The sequence below is a fragment of the Paenibacillus sp. W4I10 genome (assembly GCF_030816325.1).
Lineage (GTDB): Bacteria > Bacillota > Bacilli > Paenibacillales > Paenibacillaceae > Paenibacillus > Paenibacillus amylolyticus_B.
The window spans coordinates 1704504-1723770 of the sequence record NZ_JAUSXX010000001.1; the positions used below are offsets into that span (position 1 = coordinate 1704504).

A 19267-nucleotide genomic window follows, 5' to 3' on the forward strand; every position below is an offset into this window, starting at 1 on the left:
ATGTTCTTTGTGTGCTTCGATAATTGCTGTACTTATTGAGCGGTGTATCCTCCGTCTATGATCAGGCTATTTCCCGTCATGTATGAAGAATCGTCACTAGCTAGGAATAGAACGGCTTTCGCCATCTCTTCTGCTTGACCCAGACGTTTCATTGGCGTTGCCGCAGAAAGTGCTTGTTTGCTCTCTTCCGGAATAATCGGTGTATCGATGAAACCTGGGCAAAGGGAGTTCACCCGAATATTCTGCTCAGCATACTCCAGCGCGAGGGAACGAGTCAGATTCACAACGCCACCTTTAGCTGCATTGTATGCTGCTGAACCAGGCGAACCAACCCATCCGTACATGGATGCCGTGTTGACGATTGTGCCTCCGCCGATTTTCAGCATTTCGCGTATCGACTCACGAGCGACCAAGAAAACGCCGTCCAGATCAACATTGACCGTATTGCGCCATTCGGCATAATCAAGCTCATGTGTAGGATGAACACGTCCAATGCCCGCATTGTTGAATACGATATCCACTTGACCAAATGCTTCTACGGTTTGTTTGAAAATCTCAGAAACCTCTTCTTCACTTGTTATGTTTGCTTTAATAAAAAGAGCCTCTGCTTTAAGCGCTTTCAGTTCCTGCTCAAACGCCTTGCCTTTTTCTTCATTCAGATCCACCAAGACCACTTTAGCTCCTTCGGAAACGAATAAGCGAGCTGTCGCTGCACCAATCCCGGATGCTCCTCCTGTGATGACTGCAACTTTATCTTGAAGTTTGCCCATGAATAAATCCCCCAGTATAATATTTTGAATAGCACCTATATAAATAGTGCTATATGATGTTTACAAAACTAATTCTATGCTTAAAATTGTAACAATCCAATCATTAAGATGTGACCAAGTGTCTACCTCGTAGACACTTCATAAAAATATGTCTATATTTATAGGAGTTTTTTTGAATGAATAATGAACTTACTGTGACAGCTCAACATCGTAATCGAACCAAGGAGCACCTAAAAACCGCTCTGATTCAGCTCATTAAGAAAAAAGGATTCCATGGTGTTTCTGTCAAAGACATCGTTGATCAGGCGGGTTATAATCGCAGCACGTTTTATTTACACTACCAGGATAAATATATTCTCGCCGAAGAGTTGTTGACTATGACACTCGAAGGATTGAGGGGTGCAGTAGGTAAACCTTATTGGCACGGTCAAAAGGTTTCAACAAACAAGCTTGATGCTGAATCTTTTCAAATCGTGGATTATATCTACGAACACCGTGACTTCTTCGAACTGATTCAATACGATGATACGTTACCCGGTCTACATACAGGCTTTCCACAAACCATACTCAAAATCTATCAGGAGCAATTTGTCTTTGAGACGATCAACAATTCCCCAGTCAACATGGACTATTTCAAGTACTACACCGCTTACGGTTTTTTTGGACTGTTGAACAATTGGATATTAAGCGGATATCGTGAATCACGTGAGGCATTTATTAAAAACGTGATTGAACTCACCAAAACGCATATTCACTCTTTTCATTATGTGGGTGGCAAGTTTGACGCGTGATCAGTTCTGAACCTATTTAATGTATTCAACGTTTCCATTCAACTTCGGCTTCGTGACAAGATCAGGAAGAAAGGTAATACTGATTCTTGAAATTGCACATTGCTTAACGGCTTCAGCACTATGAAACTCTAAATAGGTAATGCTGTTAATGCCTCCATTTCTAATGCCATGATTAAACCGATACAATCAATCTGGGGTCATTTTGCTGGTCGTGGAATGAATAGTGTCGATAATCATTGTATTAATCACAATCTAAAACACTTGTTTGGGCTTCAAACAACGCAAATGACAAATAAACCATAACCTTTGACTACAAACAAATTGTTTAGAAGTCTGTGCATATTTGTCTAAACTTATCAACGTATGATCATATAAAAAAGAGTCTCTAATATAGCACTAGAGACTCTTTGAGTATTCATTAAACTTTTTTGTTGCTTCCCTTTAAGTGGTAACTACATCTTCAAAATTTTTGGTTGTAGTTTGCCAGCCATAATACAGGAATAATCCCTAATCTACTCTAAATATGAGTAACTTAGCTATAAACTAACCTGTATAAATTAAATCATTATAATATGGGGCCCATTCTCCAGTTACAAACCTAGCAAAGACTGCTATTTCAAGACTAACAGGTGACCAAGATTCGAGTTCAGAAACAACTTGTCCATAATAATATCGATCCTGATTAAGTCTTATTGAAAAGACATCTCCTATCTTCACCGAAACTCTTTTTTCATTATTATTATCCCTTACTATTTCTTTTTTATTTGACGAAGCCTTCTTAATTGAAGTTCTAACAGCAGAATAATTAATGTTCTAGGGTTACAGAAAATTTTTCAGTGCCTGTTTTATTAATTAAAGCAACTTCGAAATCAGATACCCATGTAAGCTCCCTTAGATGTTCAGCATAGGCAAATTCATCTGGTTGTTCTGATATGACTTTCTCTAAAAGTACTTGCGTGCCATCAGGTTGTAAAATAGATAGGAATATATTCATACTTTCTACGTTATGATGACATATGACTTTAGCAATGTACTTCTTATTAGGGCTCTTTACGTCTTTTTTCCAAGTCCATTCATTTACATACTCTAACTCCTCGATTTGCAAAGCTATCTCCCTAAACGGATCAATATCCCAATTATTACAAAGAACCAGTTTCTCTATGCCTTCCATTAGCAGTCGAAGCGTAGTCTTTTTTTTCTCCAACTCATTTTTTGCACTAAAGTCATTCAAACTAAATTGTATTGGTACCGAACACACACCAGAATCGTTAACAATACGTTCATCCGTAATGTTTTCTACACATTCTATTAGAACTTTCCAACAATCTTTCGTTTTGTATTTCCCCAACAGCCGTTCATACATCGCTGTAATACAGCGGGTTTCCAAACTAAAAGAGCGTCTTTTCCATTTCCAATTCAATGCATAATCTAATTTTGTTGCTTCGTTGTACTCACATTTTTGTTTTGTCATTATAGATTCAATATTTTCATCATCTACAATATACGGTAAATCTAAATCGAATTCTTTTAGATACATCATCTGATCCTCTCCATGGTTTATTAATAAAAAAACTAAAAGACATTTAGCCAATCAAGGCCTCATCCTGAGTCAATGCATCATTAACTTCTATCCAAACTTGAAGCCCAATTTTTGAAGCAATTAAGCATCTCTTCTAAATTTTTTGCTCCCCCTGCACTGTGAAACACGCCATCTCTCACGATACAGTAGAACCAATCTTCTTCATTTCTCTCTTCTTCAATCGAATCAAATGGCACATCTTCTAAATATGTATCCGTCAAATCGATTTCGACAGACCAACCAGGATTATCCACCGTATCAATTCGCACACCGTATGAATGCTCCCAATCGCCGTCACAATTTTCATAATACCAGCTTTGAATCCATTTTAGGCTATCCATCGTCGTGACCTCTTTTTTTGTTTTTTTCTACTCTAGGAACTTATTATTTAAAGGAATCCTCAAGCCATGTTTCATACTTTTCTCGTATGAACTACCTTTTAGTAATAATTTGCTTTTTTTATGTAGGGTATACTTAAAAGCAAGGGGAAAACTTTATTTCAAATCAAGGAGGTTATTATGAAAAAAATAATATTGTTTATCTTCATTAGTATGATTATACTTGCGGGCTGTTCTAACAAGGATGAGAAAGAGAATTATCCAGTTTTCGAGGGCACTGTAGTATTTAAAACAGATGAAAATGACAAGTACAAATTTCTTGTACTACAAAATATAAGTAAGGAAGATCTGGAGAATGGAAATCTTGAGGATTTTATAGAACTAGCACAAGACCAGGAAGCTTCGTATTATTTGGTCGATAGAGAAACATATGAAACAATTGAGATAGGCCAAAGAGTAAGAATCACTGCTGGCTTTGACCAACTAGAACCCTCGCCACCCATTAGAACGGTTGTGAGTATTGAACAAATCAATTAAAACATACTAAATATCAACTATTTTAAGCTTTCTATAATTTCCTCATTACAAAATATAGGCTACGATTTTTTCTATTGCAAAATGATAAAAAGACCTTAACGTTTCCGCGAACGTAAGGTCTTTTTACCATTTTGGTTTCAAAAGTTCTAAGTTAATCTCGCGCGGTTAAATCTGACAGGCCTCTCCTCTCATTCCCCTCCCGCAGCTGCATGCTTTGTCTCTTTATACATAAAGTAATCAAAATCGGCATGTTTTCGGGTTCCGCCGAGATCCTGCACACAAAGTCCGATGTAGGTTCCCGTAAACCGAATATACTCCGGAGATTCATCGGACAGATGTGTGATATCAACCCACTCGCCTGCTGTATTCCAGGATGAATCACTATTTATCGCATAGTAAAAGCGGGCGCGATCTTGATCCACCACAGCCTTTAAACGGAGCGTGCTCACCGACTCTAGCGGAATATCCTCCAGCAGTTCGTCGTATACCCCGTATTTGGACTGAATGATCCCCAGGCAGAGCCCTTTATCCTCATGATAAGTTACACGTAAGTAGAGATAGTCCTGGGTATCGTAGTACAAAATCAATCCTGCCATTTGCTGTGGATGGTCCGGCGCAAATTCCAGACACGTCTCGGCTTCACACTCCAAGGCCTGAAGTCTCCGTGCGATCATGCTTTGCCTGTGCGTTGAACTCATCGACTCCATGCCGTGCAAGCGCAAGTAACCGGGACGTTCCGTCAAGCTGACCCAAGTCGAATCGGGTGGAATGCGAAGTGTATTCCAATCCTGCCGAAGCTCAAAGTGATCAAAGTCATCCATTTCAGCAATCGGCTCAAACGGATGGGACGGGATCATCGGTGCAGGCACCTGAACCTCCGGATATCGGTCACCGCTCGCAAGTCTCAGCCAGCCGTCCTCGCTCCACGTACAGGGCTGAAGTGCGGTCTCACGTCCAAGAATGCAATATTTGTGATGAACGGGTCGTCCGACCAGATGAGCCATGTACCATTCGCCGGTATGCGTTTCGACTAGACTACCGTGGCCTGCCTTTTGCAGAGCTAAATCCGGTCTGCCATATGAAGTGAGGATCGGATTGGCAGGATCGACCTCGTAAGGGCCTTGTAACGTACGGGAACGTGCTGCGGTAACCACATGCTCATAACCGGTTCCACCTTCAGCCGTAATGAGATAATAATAGTCGTTGTGTTTATACAGGTGGGGTGCTTCGGTCAGGCCTAATTCTGTTCCCTTAAATATGTTCATGGCCGGTCCGATCAGCTTATGTTCCTTGACGGAATATTCCTGAAGAACGATGCCTGCAAACCGATTTTTGCCCTTACGGTGATCCCATATCATATTGACCAGCCATTTACGCCCGTCTTCATCATGAAACAGGGAAGGATCAAAGCCGCTGCTGTTCAGATACACCGGATCGGACCAAGGGCCCTCGATATCCGTTGCTGTCACAAGGTAATTGTGGGTATCTTTAAAAGCGCCTACCCGGCTTTTGACATCGGTGTAGATCAGGTAAAACACACCGTTGTTGTAACTAAGACAGGGTGCCCATACGCCTCCAGAATTAATGTTGCCCTCCATGTTCAACTGCGTTACACGAGTCAGCGGAGAAGCGATTGGCCGCCAATGAACCAGATCCCGGGAATGATGAATCCGTACACCAGGGAACCATTCAAAGGTGGACGTGGCGATATAATAATCTTCTCCCGCCCGGCATATGGACGGATCTGGATGAAATCCGGGGAGGATGGGATTGGTGATCATTTTCTTGGTCATGTTCATGGAAGAAACCTCCGGTATGAAAGTGATGATCTGTACAACAGCAGATACACAAAAGGTAGAAATCAGTACCAGCCCAGCGCTTTTTTGCCGGCTTCCAGAGCAGTTATAATACGCTCTACATCATATACATTCCCTCTCCATGTTCCACCACTGACCGATTGCAATGCAGCCCAGAGCTTTGTATCATCCGGCAAAGCTTCATCAGGCCTCATATCCGGATGAAAGGGTCTTTGTGCCAGGATGAGAGCACCTTCTTCCGGCGAAAACTCCAGATCTCCTTCTCCGACAAAGTTAATGCTGCCCTCCAGCGTGTTACGATCAACCGCGATGTCAATCAGGTCTCCGTTCCGCAGCTTGCCAATCGGTCCGCCTGCCAGCGCTTCAGGGCCAACATGACCAATACACGCTCCGGTGGAAACACCGGAGAACCGGGCATCCGTAATCAGTGACACGTATTTGCCAAAAGGCAAATGTTTAAGCGCAGATGTAAGCTGGTACGTCTCCTCCATTCCGGTTCCCGATGGACCTCGCCCAAGAAGCACAACAACATCTCCAGCCAGAATACCTCCGGTTTTAATCGCATGGATCGCCTCACGTTCAGTGGTAAACACCTTTGCTCTGCCGCGATGACGGTATACGCCATGCTCATCCAGCACAGCAGGATCAATAGAGGTGGATTTGATGACAGAACCTTCTGGAGCGATATTCCCGGTTGGAAATGTTACGGTCGATGAGATTCCAAGCCGCTGAGCGTGTTCTACACTCATGATGACACTGTCCGGATCAATGCCGTCCTGCTCTTTTAACTGCTTCCGCATGAGATGACGCCGTTCCGACGATTCCCACCAATCCAGTACCTGACCCAATGAAGTACCTGTAACCGTTGGTACAGACTCATCCAACAGACCAAGCTGTCTGAGGTGGAGCATGACCTCCGGTACGCCTCCGGCCTGAAAGACACGTATGGTCGGATAAAAGATCGGTCCGTTTGGCAGGGCACTAACCAGCCTCGGAACATTTTTGTTGACCTGTATCCAGTCCTGTACCGTGGGTACGGTTAAACCGGCAGCATGGGCAATGGCCGGTATGTGAAGAAGCAGATTGGTCGATCCGCCAAACGCGGCATGAACGGTCATCGCATTGCGAATGGATGCATCCGTGACAATGTCTGCCATCCTCATCCCCTGAGACTCCATATGGATGAGTGCACGTGACGATTGGCGCGCCATTTCAAACCAGATGGGCTGCCCGGAAGGTGCAAGCGCGGCATGTGGCACTGTCATACCCAATGCCTCTGCTACAACCTGGGCTGTAGCCGCGGTACCTAGAAACTGACAGCCTCCTCCCGGTGTAGCACAAGCTCGGCATCCTAAATCCGACGCCATTTCCAGAGAAAGTTCCCCGTTGACATACCGTGCACCGATGGTCTGAATTTTACCGGCGTCCTCTCCATCGGTAGGCGGAAGTGTGACGCCACCGGGAACGATTACACCAGGCAATTGAGGCATGCCGGCAAGCGCGAGCATCATCGCTGGAAGACCTTTGTCACAAGTGGCGACACCAAGCACGCCTCTACGCGTTGGCAGCGAGCGAATCAGTCTGCGAAATACCATAGCGGCATCATTCCGGTACGGAAGCGAGTCAAACATGCCGGTTGTCCCCTGTGATCTGCCGTCACACGGATCGCTGACATATCCGGCAAACGGGATTCCTCCACGGCTTGACAGTTCTTCTGCGGCAGCCTTCATCAGCAGGCCGACCTCCCAGTGGCCCGTATGGTAACCGAGTGCTGCCGGGCTGCCGTCTTCATTGCGTATTCCACCTTGTGTACTCAAGATCAGAAATTGTTTTCCGTTCAATTCCCCAGGCTTCCAGCCCATTCCAACATTCTGGGACATGCCAAACAAGTCGCCGCTTGGAGCATTCCGCAGCAAATCATCCGTTAAAGGAAGACGTCCGGCAGCCCCTGGAGCATGGGCTATGATATCAAAGCAGTTGGATGCGGTCTCTCCCATAATCGACGTAATCTGTTCGTACATGGTAGCCTCCCACAGTTTATGACTTCACGAAGACCGTTTTGATGGCCGTGAAAAATTCGATAGCCGCTTGCCCCTGTTCTCTTGAATGTGAACTTGACATCTTCATTCCGCCGAACGGAGCCTGCAGCTCTACGCCGGCCGTTTCTGCATTAATTCTGACCAGTCCTGCATCCATATCCCGGATGAAAGACAACATGGCTCCGACGTTCTGTGTATAGATGGAAGCACTCAAGCCATAATCGCTATCATTAGCCGCTTCGATGGCTTCCTCCAAGGAATCTACCGCAATCAAGGCCAGAACCGGGCCAAAGATTTCTTCCCGGGCGATGGACATATGGGATTCGACCCCTTCAAATACGGTCGGTTGCACATAGAATCCCTCTTCCAGTCCAGGACCGTCCCCTCTTTTTCCGCCAGCGAGCAGAACGGCACCTTCATCCTGGCCTTTTTGAATATAACTCAACACGGTATTGAGCTGTCCTTCACTTGCACATGGACCCATCCAGCTTCCAGAAGACATGCCGTCACCCAACCGGATTTCCTGGATTTGCGAGAGCAGCTTTTCTTTGAAAGCATCGTATACGTTTCGTTCAATAATGACCTTGCTGGTGGCCGTACATTTTTGCCCGGTCGATTTCAACCCCCCGCTGATGGTGGCTTCCACAGCCAAATCCAGGTCAGCGTCAGCCGCGATAATAATCGGGTTTTTCCCACCCATTTCAAGTTGATACTTGGCCCCACGTGCCAGTGCTGCGCCGCCGACACGTTTGCCCACTTCATTGGAGCCTGTGAACGTTATTCCGCCCACATCCGGATGCTCAGCAAGTGCAGATCCGATCACTGAGCCTCTACCGCATACCAGATTAAGAACGCCTGCCGGAATGCCCGCCTCTTCGAAACACTCCATTACTTTAGCTGCCGTGACCGCAGTTTCCTGAGCAGGCTTCAACACAACCGTATTGCCGTAAATCAAGGCCGGAGCCGTTTTCCAAATCGGAATGGCTACCGGGAAATTCCAAGGAGCAATAACCCCTACAACGCCAAGGGGTACGCGGGTTGTAAACATCAGCGCTTCGCTGTCCGTTGATGGAATGACATCACCGGTTTTTCGCATGCCTTCTCCGGCGTAATACCTTAAGATCGCGACACCGCGCAGTGTCTCTCCTTTGGCTTCAGGGAGTGTTTTGCCCATTTCCCTGGTCATCGCCTCTGCAACTTCATCGGCCCGGCGTTCCAGCACATTGGCTGCTTGAAATAGATAGTTGCCGCGTTCCGCACCCGATAACCTCCGCCAATCTTTTGCTGCTTCCTTCGCCGCTGCGACAGCCCGGTTCAGATCCTCTACGCCGGAGGTGGGTACGTAGCCAACTACCTCCTTCCGATTCGCCGGATTGATGCTCGGTTCGGTTTCACCGGACGTCGCCTTCACCCATTCTCCGTTAATGTAATTGCTGTATGTCTGCTCTACCTGAAATGTGGTCATCGCATTCATCCTCCTTGTACATTAGTTTGAAATGACTGGATTAATAAGTGTCCCGATATCGCTAATGGATATTTCAATGCGGTCCCCGGGTGCAAGTGTAAAATCATTAGGTGGCACGATGCTTGTGCCTGTCAATAACACCGTACCGTCAAACAGATCGTTATCTCTGGCCAGAAAGGAGACCAGCTCATCGAGTTTTCGGTTTAACTCACTTGTGCTTGCCTCGCTTTTGACAACTACTTCACCTTCGCGATATATCTCGCAGACGATGTTGAACGCATATGGATTCTGCACCGTTTCCGCCAGACGAATGGCTGGCCCTATGGAGCAAGAATTGCGCCACATTTTTGCTTGTGGCAGATACAGCGGGTTTTCCCCTTCAATATCGCGGCAGCTCATGTCATTGCCAACGATGTATCCCACAATGCTGCCATCCGCGGCAAGCACCAACCCCAGCTCAGGCTCCGGGATCTGCCAATTGGAATCGCTGCGAAGTGTGACAGCCTCATTGGGTCCGACGGTGCGGGCTGCTGTAGATTTAAAAAAGATCTCCGGTCTTTCGGCATCGTAAACTTTATCGTAAAAGGTCTTTGCATCCAGCTTGCCTTCCGTTGCTTCATAATTTCGGGCTTCCCGGCTGCGCTGATAAGTCACACCCGCCGCCCATACTTCCGGAGCATCCAATGGAGTGATTAGATGCAAGGAAGTCCAATCGTCAGTTAACTTGTTTAACGGTTTAAAAGCGCTTTCAATAAGTTGAACTGGGGAAACCCCCTGCTTTCTTGCTTGATAGATCAAAGTCATAAAATCTGCTTGCGGCAAACGATACGCTTGTTCATCATCCGTAACGGCTGCCAGCCACTTCTGTTGTCCGTCCAGAAATCGAATAATTCTCATTCAAGCTTGCCTCCATTTTTCCCCATCGGGTTGATAATACTACCATAGCACCCGCTATGGTTCATGACGATGTTCTAATCACTCCGACGATTTACCCTTTTCACGCATTTTTTTTCTGTTAAGATGAGGTTAGATCCGTTGAACTAAAGATGATTTACGAGGATACTCCGATGACAGGATTTTGGAATATAGAATAGTACAAGGGGGTTGGCTTGTTGTGACCAAGCTTTCGGATGCTGTGTATTTAGGTCGTCTGCCCGATGTTCGCATGTCTTTTCAATTATTGGGGCTGCATGCAAGAAAAGTAGATTCCAGCTGGACTTATCCGTCTCACGAACATTCAATGTATGAAGTCCACTGGATGATGGACGGGCAGATGAACATGGTTGTCAACGGGCAGTCTTACCGTCAGTCGGTTGGCGACCTTCTGTTCATCCGGCCTGGTATGACCCACTCTTGCACGGGAGCCGGACCGGAGGGGTTCACTTATTTTTCCGTCCATTTCAGCATACACGATACATCCTTTTGCAGAGAACTTAACCGTTGCAAAGACATCTATTATCCGGCAAATTCGAATTTGGCTCTGGGGCTCTCTTCTTCCCTGTCTACCTTGTATGGTCTGGCTACAGAGCATTTGTCTAGCTCGCTATCTTCCTCCAAACAAATGAAGGTACATGCCGCTGTGTTTGAACTGCTTGGTTCCCTGGTCGGCCAGTTATCTCAGCAAGCATCCGTTACGTTGTCTAGAAAAGAAACCATTGCCCAGCAGATTGCCGAGCACATTGAGGATTCGGTAAGATATATCCATCTTCACGGGGAAATTCAGGAGAGTGAGCGAACCTGGATTCAGGACATTGCCAAATCGCTGAGTATTAGCCCGTCACAGGTTAATCGTATTTTTCGGCAGGTATACGGCATCGCTCCGCGCAAGTTTCTATCGGAAACCCTTCTGAACGAAGCGCAGCGCTTGTTAAAGCAAACCGACCTCAACATAGATCATATTGCGATGATGCTGGGGTATAAGACCAATGCGCATTTCAGCCGCCAGTTCAAGCGGTGGACAGGCATCGCGCCAAGTGAATTTCGCAGTCATTCGCAGCAAGCCGGAGAATCCAACGATGCGGATAACTAAAAGTTTAATGATAAAAAACCTCAATTGTCTGATCCGCAGAGGCTGATCGGTCAACAAAGCAGCCACTGAATGACCAGCAGCTGCTTTGTTTTGCCTGGATTGCTCAGATCATGTTTGGAGGATTACGCTAAAATAAATGATGCAAGGCTGGCACTTCCTGAACCTCTGTACGTAAAATACAAAGCCTGTATACCATCCGGAATCGTTATCTCGGCTGAATAGGGTTTCCAATGATTTGTGAAATGTACCGGGATTGTACCCAGGACAGGACCGTCCCATGCGGTTTTGACCTCAAATACCCCGTGACAGTATCCCCGTACCTTGATCGAGACCTGGCGAATTCCTCGGCAATCGAAGAATTTGAAACCTGCCGTCGCGGATTCAACCATATTGGCGATATATCCGACTTCTTCATCACCGTCTCTACCATCCTGTGTGATCTTCGGAAAGCGGCTGTCCAGCCAGGCTCCTGCCCCGAAACCTCCGGTGTACTTCTGATCATCTCTGGTCAAAAGATTACATGCAATATATGCGGGGTACTCGCCTTTACCTTCAAGCGGTCTCCCGCTCGGACCACAGGAGGTCATCTCCACCTGAGGAATGCTGCCGTCCTCTTCAAATGATATCTTCTCAATACAGCCCTGGCGGTTGAATGCATCCCCATTGGTATGACGGTGATAGAAGACATACCAGTCTCCGCTGATCTCCACAATGCTGCCATGGTTATTGCCTCCATAATACATGGGTTTGTCAGCAGGTTTGTAGGAGTCGATATGGAGATCGCAGTTGCTTACGATGACGCCCTGATATGTAAATCCTCTATTTGGGAATAGGCTGGTGGCATAACATAATTCATGCATAACGATGGAGGAATACACTAGGTAGTAAGTATCCCCTCTCTTCCGGATGGAGGGCGCTTCAAAAAATTCATGGCCCTCATAACCACTGCCCTGACTATAAGGTTCGCTCGGTGCTACGAATACCGGTTCTTCCACAATCGTCAGCATATCCGGACCTAACATCGTGGCCATCGCGCCATGTCTTGATTGATCTCCGGCCGCACAGAAGCCGGTATACAGATAAGTGTGCTGTCCTTCAGTCATCACACCTGGATCGAACTGGGGCTCGTCCCCTTCTCTTTCACCCAGACGAGTGCCGTCGCCATATTGTACATAACCATAGAATTCATATTTGCCGGCAGGTGTATCACATACAGCCACCGAAACAATGGGTACCTTATCCAGCACATAATACAGATAATACCGCCCATCGGGACCCACTGTTACATCTGGAGCATACAGGCACATATGTCCATTGGGATTCAGCGGGTCATCTGTTTTTTGGTAAATTACCCCTTCATTTCTCCAATCTCCAAGGTCATTCACGGGTGCAGACCAGCATACATAATCGTTCAGACAGAAGGCATGTCCGTTAAAACGGTCATGTGAACCATACACATACACTCGTTCATTGAATACATAAGGCTCACTATCAGGTACGTACTCCCAGGATGGAAGATAAGGGTTGAACCCCTGCTTGTTCATTCCAACTACACTCCTCATATAATCGTAATAGTACATTTGTTCTATGAAATGAAGATAACTCTCGTATAATAGAAAATAGCTTAAAAAGTGTATTGACTATTCTTATCTACAACTTAAAGAGAAGGGGAACAACCATGACCTCTATTTTTTACGTGGAATGTGACGCGGTACATCAGAACCATTTTGTTTTTGATATCCCTGAAGGGCATGACGCCTGGCTATTGGTTATTACACAGACCCCTGCACAGTTCTGGGTTGATGGACAACTCAAGGAATACCCGGCTCATTGTGCTGTGCTTTTCAAACCTTATCAAAAAATATATTATCGGGCTTGTTCAGAGCGCTATATTAATGATTGGATTCGTTTTGAAAGTGATGAACCGTTTGTAACCGATACCTCCCTTCCGTCAGGCACACCTTTCCCGCTGGATGATCCGGAATACTGTCATAAGCTGTTCCAACTGCTTGTTGCAGAGCATTCTTTTCAGAACGATTACCGGGAATCGTCCATCAATTGCCTGCTGCGAACCTTGTTCAATAAATTGCTTGAGTCTTGTGTCCAAGAGGATATTAGTCCTCAGCACTATCCTCTGTTGAAGCTTCGAACGGCAATTCATAACCATCCCAGTCATCCGTGGACAATATCAGAAATGGCGAAGATCATAAACGTCAGTCCGGGGTACCTGCAGTTGATGTACAAGAAATCGTTTGGCCTCTCGTGTATGGAGGATGTTATTCATAGCCGAATACGTTTGGCCAAAGAATATCTCAGACATCATCTGTATACGGTTGCAGAGATTGCTGATCGATGCGGTTACCGTAATGTCGAGCATTTTTGCAGGCAGTTCAAACAAATGACCGGTTCCTCGCCTAAACAGTTTCATAAACGACCTGAAGGTGTCGCGGCTGACATAACAGAGTTGGGAGATAAATCTCACTTTTAAGCGGGATGTACGTAGATCAATGGGAAAATTCCCACGCTGTCGAATGGGTGTTTATACATAACTTAGCCATCCAACCGGTATAAACGTCATCGAGGTTGTTAGCGTTCTCTGCTGTCATTTAAGTTAAGGTTTTAGACTGTATGATGCAATGACATATTCTCAAGCATAATTGATCAATTATCATATTGTGATACCTTATAATGGAAACTTATTTTTTGCATATGCAGCTGCGCCGATCATTCCTGCTTGCCCACCTAACTTTGCTTGTACGATATGACAAACACCTGATGAGAGATGCAATGCATGATTTTTAACCGTGTCTCGTACTGTATTCAGCAAGCGATCACCCGCTGCCGACATTCCTCCACCAACGATAATCACTTCCGGATTGAATAGATTAATTACATTGGAAAGACCAAATCCAAGAATCTCTCCGGTCTCATGCATAACCTCAACAGCAAGTGAATCTCCAAGATCGTATGCTTCCGAGATCATACGGGCAGTAATTGCCGTCAAATTCCCTTCCACCCACTTCAAAATCATGCTTGAGCGCCCTTCCTCAAGCTTGTCTGTAAGGGTTCTGACCATTCCTATTGAGGACACGTATCTTCCCAGACAGCCCGAGCTTCCACAACGACATGGGCGCCCCTCTCGGTACATATTCATATGACCGATTTCACCCGCACTCGAAGTAGTACCGTAAATAACCTTTCCGTCATTGACAATACCAGATCCAAGACCAGTGCCTAACGTTATCAATATCAGGTTTTTATATCCGCTGCCTGCACCGAACAGCCATTCACCATAGAGATTTACCCGAACATCATTGTCGATATAAGCAGGGAATTCAAAATGATTTTTCATATGATTCACGACATGAATGTTTTCCCAGTCTGGAAAATTAGGTGAAAATAGAGAGAGCCCCTGCTCAGGATCTAATAATCCAGGAATGCCCATACCCATGCATAGAATAGATTCTGGCTGGATTCCCTCATACGTCAGCATCTCTTGAATAATGCCTACCATTCGGTTTAATACATGAGATGGTCCCTTTGCCGCTTCTGTAGGGTCAGATCTTTCGTGAATTTTTTGAAACTCCAGGTTGAAAATGGCGGACTTAATATTGGTTCCACCCAGGTCAATTCCGATGATGTATTCTCGCATAATAATCTCCGCTCTTATTTATTTTGATATCTCATGCTCTATTCTGCCATGATGATGTAATGCGATTCTCATTATAACTTTGTTATACACCAAAAAGATCTCTTTTGCAGTGAATGCTGAAGAGATCTTTTTTATTTTACATATAACGGATGATTGCATCTCAACAAAGCCAAGTACTTTAGAAGCAAGAATTAACATTACTGAAATTACACTGGATCTGTCGTTCCAGTCCTGCTTCTCGATTTCTTAAATAGCAGTATGGCAAGAAGTAAAGCAATTCCTACAGCTCCAAAACCCAACCAATTTAAATACAGGACAGATGTACGACTGATCACAAGCCCACCTAATCCAGAACCCAGCGCAAAACCAAAATGGATAAATGACGTATTTACGCTAAGGGCAATGTCGGGATTACGAGGTGCCAGTGTAACCAGATATAGTTGCTGGGCCGGAGATATGCTCCACGTTGCCAACATAAAAATCATTAAAACCAAGATTAACATCACAAGATTAACTCCAGCTAGAGCAAACAAAAGAAGAGTTACGCCTTGTAACAGAAGGCCTAGACAAATTGTAAACTTTGATCCCTTTGCATCTGCCAATTGTCCACCAACTTTTGATCCGACAAAGCTGCAAATTCCCGCGAGAAACAGAACACCGCTTATCTCGGTCATGGTAAGAGTCGATGTAGCTTGCAAGAAAGGCGTAATATACGTGAACAGTGTCGAATAGCCGCCGATATACAATAACGTAATAAGCAAGGCAGTCAGAATGAGTGGATTTTTTAAAATGGAGAGCTGCATTCTGAGGGTGATTTTTTCTTCCTCTTTGATTGCCGGAACCTTTTTGTAGATAATAAGTAATGGAAGAACACTTAACAAACCGATTAAAACAAATAGAACTCTCCATCCAAACATTTCACTAAAAAATGTGCCTAGAGGGACACCGAGTACTAGCGAACTGCTTAGCCCCATCAAAATGATGCCGATGGCATTGCCCCTTTTTTCTTTTTCAACCAGTCGTGTCGACACGGCCATTGCTACTACGGTAGCCACTCCTCCGCTAGCCCCTTGAATAATTCGCACCCATAGTAAAGTTTCGTAAGAAAGGTCAACAAGCATAAGTCCGTTGCTGGCAATAAACACACTGAGGGCAAACAACAGCAACTTCTTGCGATCCATATTTATTGTAATTGCAATGAGAATCGGAGCGATAATGGCCGCTGCCAGAGCGAATACAGTCACCAGTAAACCCACTTCGGAAGTAGATACGCTCAAGTCTGAGGCGATCATTTCTATGACTCCTGTAATAATGTATTCAAGGGTTCCGATCAGAAAAACAGCCAATGCCAAGATATAGATAATCCATTTATTTTTCACTTTAATCCACTCCGTCTTCTTCAGTTATCTATTTAGTATTGGAATTTGTATTTCTATAAACTGTACATCTTGTTCTTGAGATAAGGGTAAATATAATTCCCTACCAGCTCCGTTCTCCTTGATCTGATAGTTATTATTCTCAATCCATGTAGCTAAATGAACACAGGCTTTGCAGGCAAAGGTGGCATTGGAACGATAAGCTATGGTGGCCATCATGGGCTCAGCAGGAAGAGTCCGCAGTTGAAATGGGTCGGGAGGTGATCGCAACTCACAAGTTAAGAAGTAACCTATTTCAAACTCGAACTCTTCCTCTTGTCCTGCGATTTCTTTCCACAAAACAACCTGAGGTCCGTTGATCAGTTGGCGCATTTCTTTTGTTAATGACTGATCAAACTGACGAAATAAACTCGGAATCTCCTCTTCCCTCCCGCACCCTGTCTGAAAAAGAAACTGCCGAGCACCTTCCTCTTTGATTCGGATTTCTTGCCCAGTTTCGACGTGCCCCTCTTCCTCTATAAGCTGCATGCGTTCCTCAATCCGGACAAGTTTGGCTTGTTCCGTGTTAATAATCTGCTGAATTTCGCTTCTTTTTAGCTTAAACATGCCTTGAATATTCTCCAATGTAATATGTTCCTGTAACAGCTGTGTGATTTGTGGCAACGTGAAGCCCAATTCTTTATAAATGAAGATTCGGTTGAGCTCGAGGAGCTGATCTGCGGAATAGTAACGGTAACCCGTATCGTGATCTACCTTTCTCGGCTTAAGTATGCCAATCTGGTCATAATAACGCAGTGTTTTTAATGAGACCCTACTTAGCCTGGAAAACGCACTGATTTTGAACAACATATCATCTCCAATCTATTAACATAATGCGAGTATATAGTTTCCCGTATAGGGGAAAGTCAAGGGGGTATATGCTTCTCATTTGGATAGCTAAAATGAACCCCCCCCTCCTTGTCAACTCTATGTTGGTGTTATAGGTAAGTCAAAGAACCGTTTCTGAATGAAACGTTCATTTTTTTTGAACAAAAAAAATGCCACTTATCGTGGCATCCTCTCGGTATTCATTCAATTATCCTGCTCAGGCAGGTTTGTATTATTTTCCGGTTTCAGCAAATGTTTTAATACGTTCCCCGATCTGGTCTCGAACTCTTTGGAACACCGCCCATTTCTCTTCATCTGTACCTTGCGCTTTGGCAGGATCATCAAATCCCCAGTGTTCTCGCTTCACATGTGGAGGCGTCATTGGACATTTATCTGCGGCATCCCCACACAACGTGACTACGAAATCAGCATTGTTCAACAACTCTGAATCAATGATATCGGAAGTTTGAGTAGAAATATCCAGGTCAACTTCTTTCATGGCTTCCACTGCTTTTGGATTCAGACCGTGTGCCTCGATTCCTGCACTATAGATATTCCAGTCCTCACTCAGATATTTCTTGGCCCAGCCTTCGGCCATTTGGCTCCGGCAAGAGTTGCCTGTGCACAGGAAGTACAGTGTTTTTTTACTCATGTCATCGTCTCCTCGTTTTTTTAATTATAGAATGCTTAACCACAGATACAGACCCACTAGCGTAATAAACAGAGTCGGAATGGTGATTATGATACCCGTCTTGAAGTAAGTGCCCCATGAGATTTTGACACCTTTGGTGCTAAGTACATGAAGCCAAAGCAGGGTCGCAAGTGAACCAATCGGGGTAATCTTGGGACCTAAGTCCGAGCCAATAATATTGGCATAGATAAGCGCCTCCCGAATAGTCCCTGTAGCTGTGGTTGCATCAATGGCAAGCGCATCAATCAACACGGTAGGCATATTGTTCATTAGGGATGAGATGATTGCCGCGATAAAGCCCATACCCATTGTTGCAGCAAACAATCCTTGATCAGCCACAGCCTGAATGACTACGGCCAACAGATCGGTCAAACCTACGTTACGTAGACCATAAACCACGACATACATGCCGATGGAGAAAAATACGATGGCCCACGGCGCTTCTTTGACAACCAATGTTGCTGGTACAGCTGAACTGCGGGAAGCCATGATCAGGAAGAATATCGCGACAATACCTGCCACAAGAGATACGGGAATTCCGATAAATTCACTGGTAAAGTATCCAATGAGAAGAACCGCTAACACCACCCACGACAACCGAAACATCTTCATATCCTTAATGGCAGTTATCGGAGGTTTCAATTCACTGGCATCAAATCGTTTGGGAATACTCTTGCGGAAAAAGAGATACAGTACACCTATACTCGCCGCCAGTGAGAATAGATTTGGAACAAACATCCTTCCTGCGTACTCCATAAACGTAATACCAAAGAAATCGGCAGACACTATGTTGACCAGGTTACTTACAACCAATGGCAAGGAAGTTGTATCCGCAATAAATCCACTGGCGATAATAAATGGAAATACTCTCTTCTCATCGAAATTCAGTGCACGTACCATGGCTAAAACAATCGGTGTCAGAATCAGTGCACCTCCATCATTGGCAAAGAAAGCAGAAACCACTGCACCAAGGATGGAGACATAAATAAACATACGTACACCATTGCCATGAGCGGCTTTGGCCATATGTAAGGCAGCCCATTCAAAAAAACCAATACGATCCAGAATTAATGAGATCAGAATGATTGCGACAAAAGCAAGCGTGGCGTTCCATACGATTCGTGTTACATCCCATACATCTTCCAAATTGACCACACCCACAAGTAAAGCAAGGATTGCTCCGCCGCAAGCAGACCAACCAATGGACAGGTTTTTAGGCTGCCAAATAACGAGTACAAGTGTAATCAAAAAGATGATGCAGGCTAACAGCGTAGAAAACAAAACGATACACCCCCTTTCAGTTCATCTTAATTTAC

Annotated in this window: 17 protein-coding genes; 4 read left to right on the forward strand and 13 right to left on the reverse strand. The window is 45.0% G+C overall.

Annotated elements, in window-relative coordinates; translation table 11 throughout:
• Positions 1-32: 32 nt before the first annotated feature.
• Positions 33-770 (reverse strand): SDR family NAD(P)-dependent oxidoreductase, encoded by a 738-nt coding sequence (locus QF049_RS07680; RefSeq protein WP_076210575.1) that lies wholly within the window; start codon positions 768-770, stop codon positions 33-35.
• A gap of 176 nt (positions 771-946) precedes the next feature.
• On the opposite strand from QF049_RS07680, the gene QF049_RS07685 reads away from it, so the two are divergent.
• Positions 947-1561 (forward strand): TetR/AcrR family transcriptional regulator, encoded by a 615-nt coding sequence (locus QF049_RS07685; protein ID WP_307536242.1) that lies wholly within the window; start codon positions 947-949, stop codon positions 1559-1561.
• 805 nt (positions 1562-2366) lie between these two features.
• Here QF049_RS07685 and QF049_RS07695 read toward each other — a convergent pair.
• Together QF049_RS07695 and QF049_RS07700 are read right to left on the reverse strand one after the other, a co-directional pair.
• Positions 2367-3101, reverse strand: a complete 735-nt coding sequence (locus QF049_RS07695; RefSeq protein ID WP_307536244.1) for a hypothetical protein — start codon at positions 3099-3101, stop codon at positions 2367-2369.
• 80 nt (positions 3102-3181) lie between these two features.
• Positions 3182-3481: an immunity 53 family protein gene (locus QF049_RS07700; protein WP_307536245.1), complete on the reverse strand. Its 300-nt coding sequence runs from the start codon at positions 3479-3481 to the stop codon at positions 3182-3184.
• A gap of 177 nt (positions 3482-3658) precedes the next feature.
• Between QF049_RS07700 and QF049_RS07705 the strand changes: the two genes are divergently transcribed.
• Entirely contained in the window at positions 3659-4015 is a 357-nt protein-coding gene (locus QF049_RS07705; protein WP_124114847.1) for a DUF3221 domain-containing protein, read from the forward strand.
• A gap of 188 nt (positions 4016-4203) precedes the next feature.
• Here the strand turns inward: QF049_RS07705 and QF049_RS07710 are convergent, their stop codons facing one another.
• From QF049_RS07710 to QF049_RS07725, 4 genes are all read right to left on the reverse strand, one after another.
• Positions 4204-5814, reverse strand: a complete 1611-nt coding sequence (locus tag QF049_RS07710) for a glycoside hydrolase family 43 protein (protein WP_307536248.1) — start codon at positions 5812-5814, stop codon at positions 4204-4206.
• A 62-nt stretch (positions 5815-5876) separates the two neighbouring features.
• On the reverse strand, positions 5877-7853 hold the full coding sequence (locus QF049_RS07715) for a YjhG/YagF family D-xylonate dehydratase (protein ID WP_307536250.1): 1977 nt from the start codon (positions 7851-7853) through the stop codon (positions 5877-5879).
• 16 nt (positions 7854-7869) lie between these two features.
• Positions 7870-9336 (reverse strand): alpha-ketoglutaric semialdehyde dehydrogenase GucD, encoded by a 1467-nt coding sequence (gene gucD / locus QF049_RS07720; RefSeq protein WP_307536252.1) that lies wholly within the window; start codon positions 9334-9336, stop codon positions 7870-7872.
• Between the two features lie 21 nt (positions 9337-9357).
• Positions 9358-10233, reverse strand: coding sequence for a fumarylacetoacetate hydrolase family protein (locus tag QF049_RS07725; protein ID WP_307536255.1), 876 nt, complete (start codon positions 10231-10233; stop codon positions 9358-9360).
• Positions 10234-10450: 217 nt separating this feature from the next.
• On the opposite strand from QF049_RS07725, the gene QF049_RS07730 reads away from it, so the two are divergent.
• Positions 10451-11365, forward strand: a complete 915-nt coding sequence (locus QF049_RS07730; RefSeq protein WP_307536257.1) for a helix-turn-helix domain-containing protein — start codon at positions 10451-10453, stop codon at positions 11363-11365.
• 122 nt (positions 11366-11487) lie between these two features.
• Here QF049_RS07730 and QF049_RS07735 read toward each other — a convergent pair whose 3' ends face one another.
• A complete protein-coding gene (locus tag QF049_RS07735) occupies positions 11488-12909 on the reverse strand; it encodes a family 43 glycosylhydrolase (protein WP_307536259.1) in 1422 nt (473 codons plus the stop codon).
• Between the two features lie 134 nt (positions 12910-13043).
• On the opposite strand from QF049_RS07735, the gene QF049_RS07740 reads away from it, so the two are divergent.
• Positions 13044-13853, forward strand: a complete 810-nt coding sequence (locus QF049_RS07740; protein WP_307536261.1) for a helix-turn-helix transcriptional regulator — start codon at positions 13044-13046, stop codon at positions 13851-13853.
• Positions 13854-14048: 195 nt separating this feature from the next.
• Here the strand turns inward: QF049_RS07740 and QF049_RS07745 are convergent, their stop codons facing one another.
• The 5 genes from QF049_RS07745 to QF049_RS07765 form a co-directional block, all read right to left on the reverse strand.
• Positions 14049-15017, reverse strand: coding sequence for an ROK family protein (locus tag QF049_RS07745; protein WP_307536264.1), 969 nt, complete (start codon positions 15015-15017; stop codon positions 14049-14051).
• Positions 15018-15223: 206 nt separating this feature from the next.
• The gene (locus QF049_RS07750; protein WP_307536266.1) at positions 15224-16396 is read right to left on the reverse strand and encodes an MFS transporter; all 1173 of its coding nucleotides are present in this window, start codon (positions 16394-16396) and stop codon (positions 15224-15226) included.
• A 24-nt stretch (positions 16397-16420) separates the two neighbouring features.
• The gene (locus QF049_RS07755; protein ID WP_307543137.1) at positions 16421-17239 is read right to left on the reverse strand and encodes a MerR family transcriptional regulator; all 819 of its coding nucleotides are present in this window, start codon (positions 17237-17239) and stop codon (positions 16421-16423) included.
• Between the two features lie 253 nt (positions 17240-17492).
• A complete protein-coding gene (gene arsC / locus QF049_RS07760) occupies positions 17493-17912 on the reverse strand; it encodes an arsenate reductase (thioredoxin) (protein WP_094939782.1) in 420 nt (139 codons plus the stop codon).
• Positions 17913-17936: 24 nt separating this feature from the next.
• Entirely contained in the window at positions 17937-19232 is a 1296-nt protein-coding gene (locus tag QF049_RS07765) for an arsenic transporter (protein WP_307536269.1), read from the reverse strand.
• Positions 19233-19267 lie beyond the last annotated feature (35 nt).

Bases quoted from the DNA above. Each gene is read 5' to 3' on its own strand.
- QF049_RS07680 (WP_076210575.1), bottom strand. From the start codon at position 770: ATGGGCAAACTTCAAGATAAAGTTGCAGTCATCACAGGAGGAGCATCC.
- QF049_RS07685 (WP_307536242.1), top strand. From the start codon at position 947: ATGAATAATGAACTTACTGTGACAGCTCAACATCGTAATCGAACCAAG.
- QF049_RS07695 (WP_307536244.1), bottom strand. From the start codon at position 3,101: ATGATGTATCTAAAAGAATTCGATTTAGATTTACCGTATATTGTAGAT.
- QF049_RS07700 (WP_307536245.1), bottom strand. From the start codon at position 3,481: ATGGATAGCCTAAAATGGATTCAAAGCTGGTATTATGAAAATTGTGAC.
- QF049_RS07705 (WP_124114847.1), top strand. From the start codon at position 3,659: ATGAAAAAAATAATATTGTTTATCTTCATTAGTATGATTATACTTGCG.
- QF049_RS07710 (WP_307536248.1), bottom strand. From the start codon at position 5,814: ATGAACATGACCAAGAAAATGATCACCAATCCCATCCTCCCCGGATTT.
- QF049_RS07715 (WP_307536250.1), bottom strand. From the start codon at position 7,853: ATGTACGAACAGATTACGTCGATTATGGGAGAGACCGCATCCAACTGC.
- gucD (WP_307536252.1), bottom strand. From the start codon at position 9,336: ATGACCACATTTCAGGTAGAGCAGACATACAGCAATTACATTAACGGA.
- QF049_RS07725 (WP_307536255.1), bottom strand. From the start codon at position 10,233: ATGAGAATTATTCGATTTCTGGACGGACAACAGAAGTGGCTGGCAGCC.
- QF049_RS07735 (WP_307536259.1), bottom strand. From the start codon at position 12,909: ATGAACAAGCAGGGGTTCAACCCTTATCTTCCATCCTGGGAGTACGTA.
- QF049_RS07740 (WP_307536261.1), top strand. From the start codon at position 13,044: ATGACCTCTATTTTTTACGTGGAATGTGACGCGGTACATCAGAACCAT.
- QF049_RS07745 (WP_307536264.1), bottom strand. From the start codon at position 15,017: ATGCGAGAATACATCATCGGAATTGACCTGGGTGGAACCAATATTAAG.
- arsC (WP_094939782.1), bottom strand. From the start codon at position 17,912: ATGAGTAAAAAAACACTGTACTTCCTGTGCACAGGCAACTCTTGCCGG.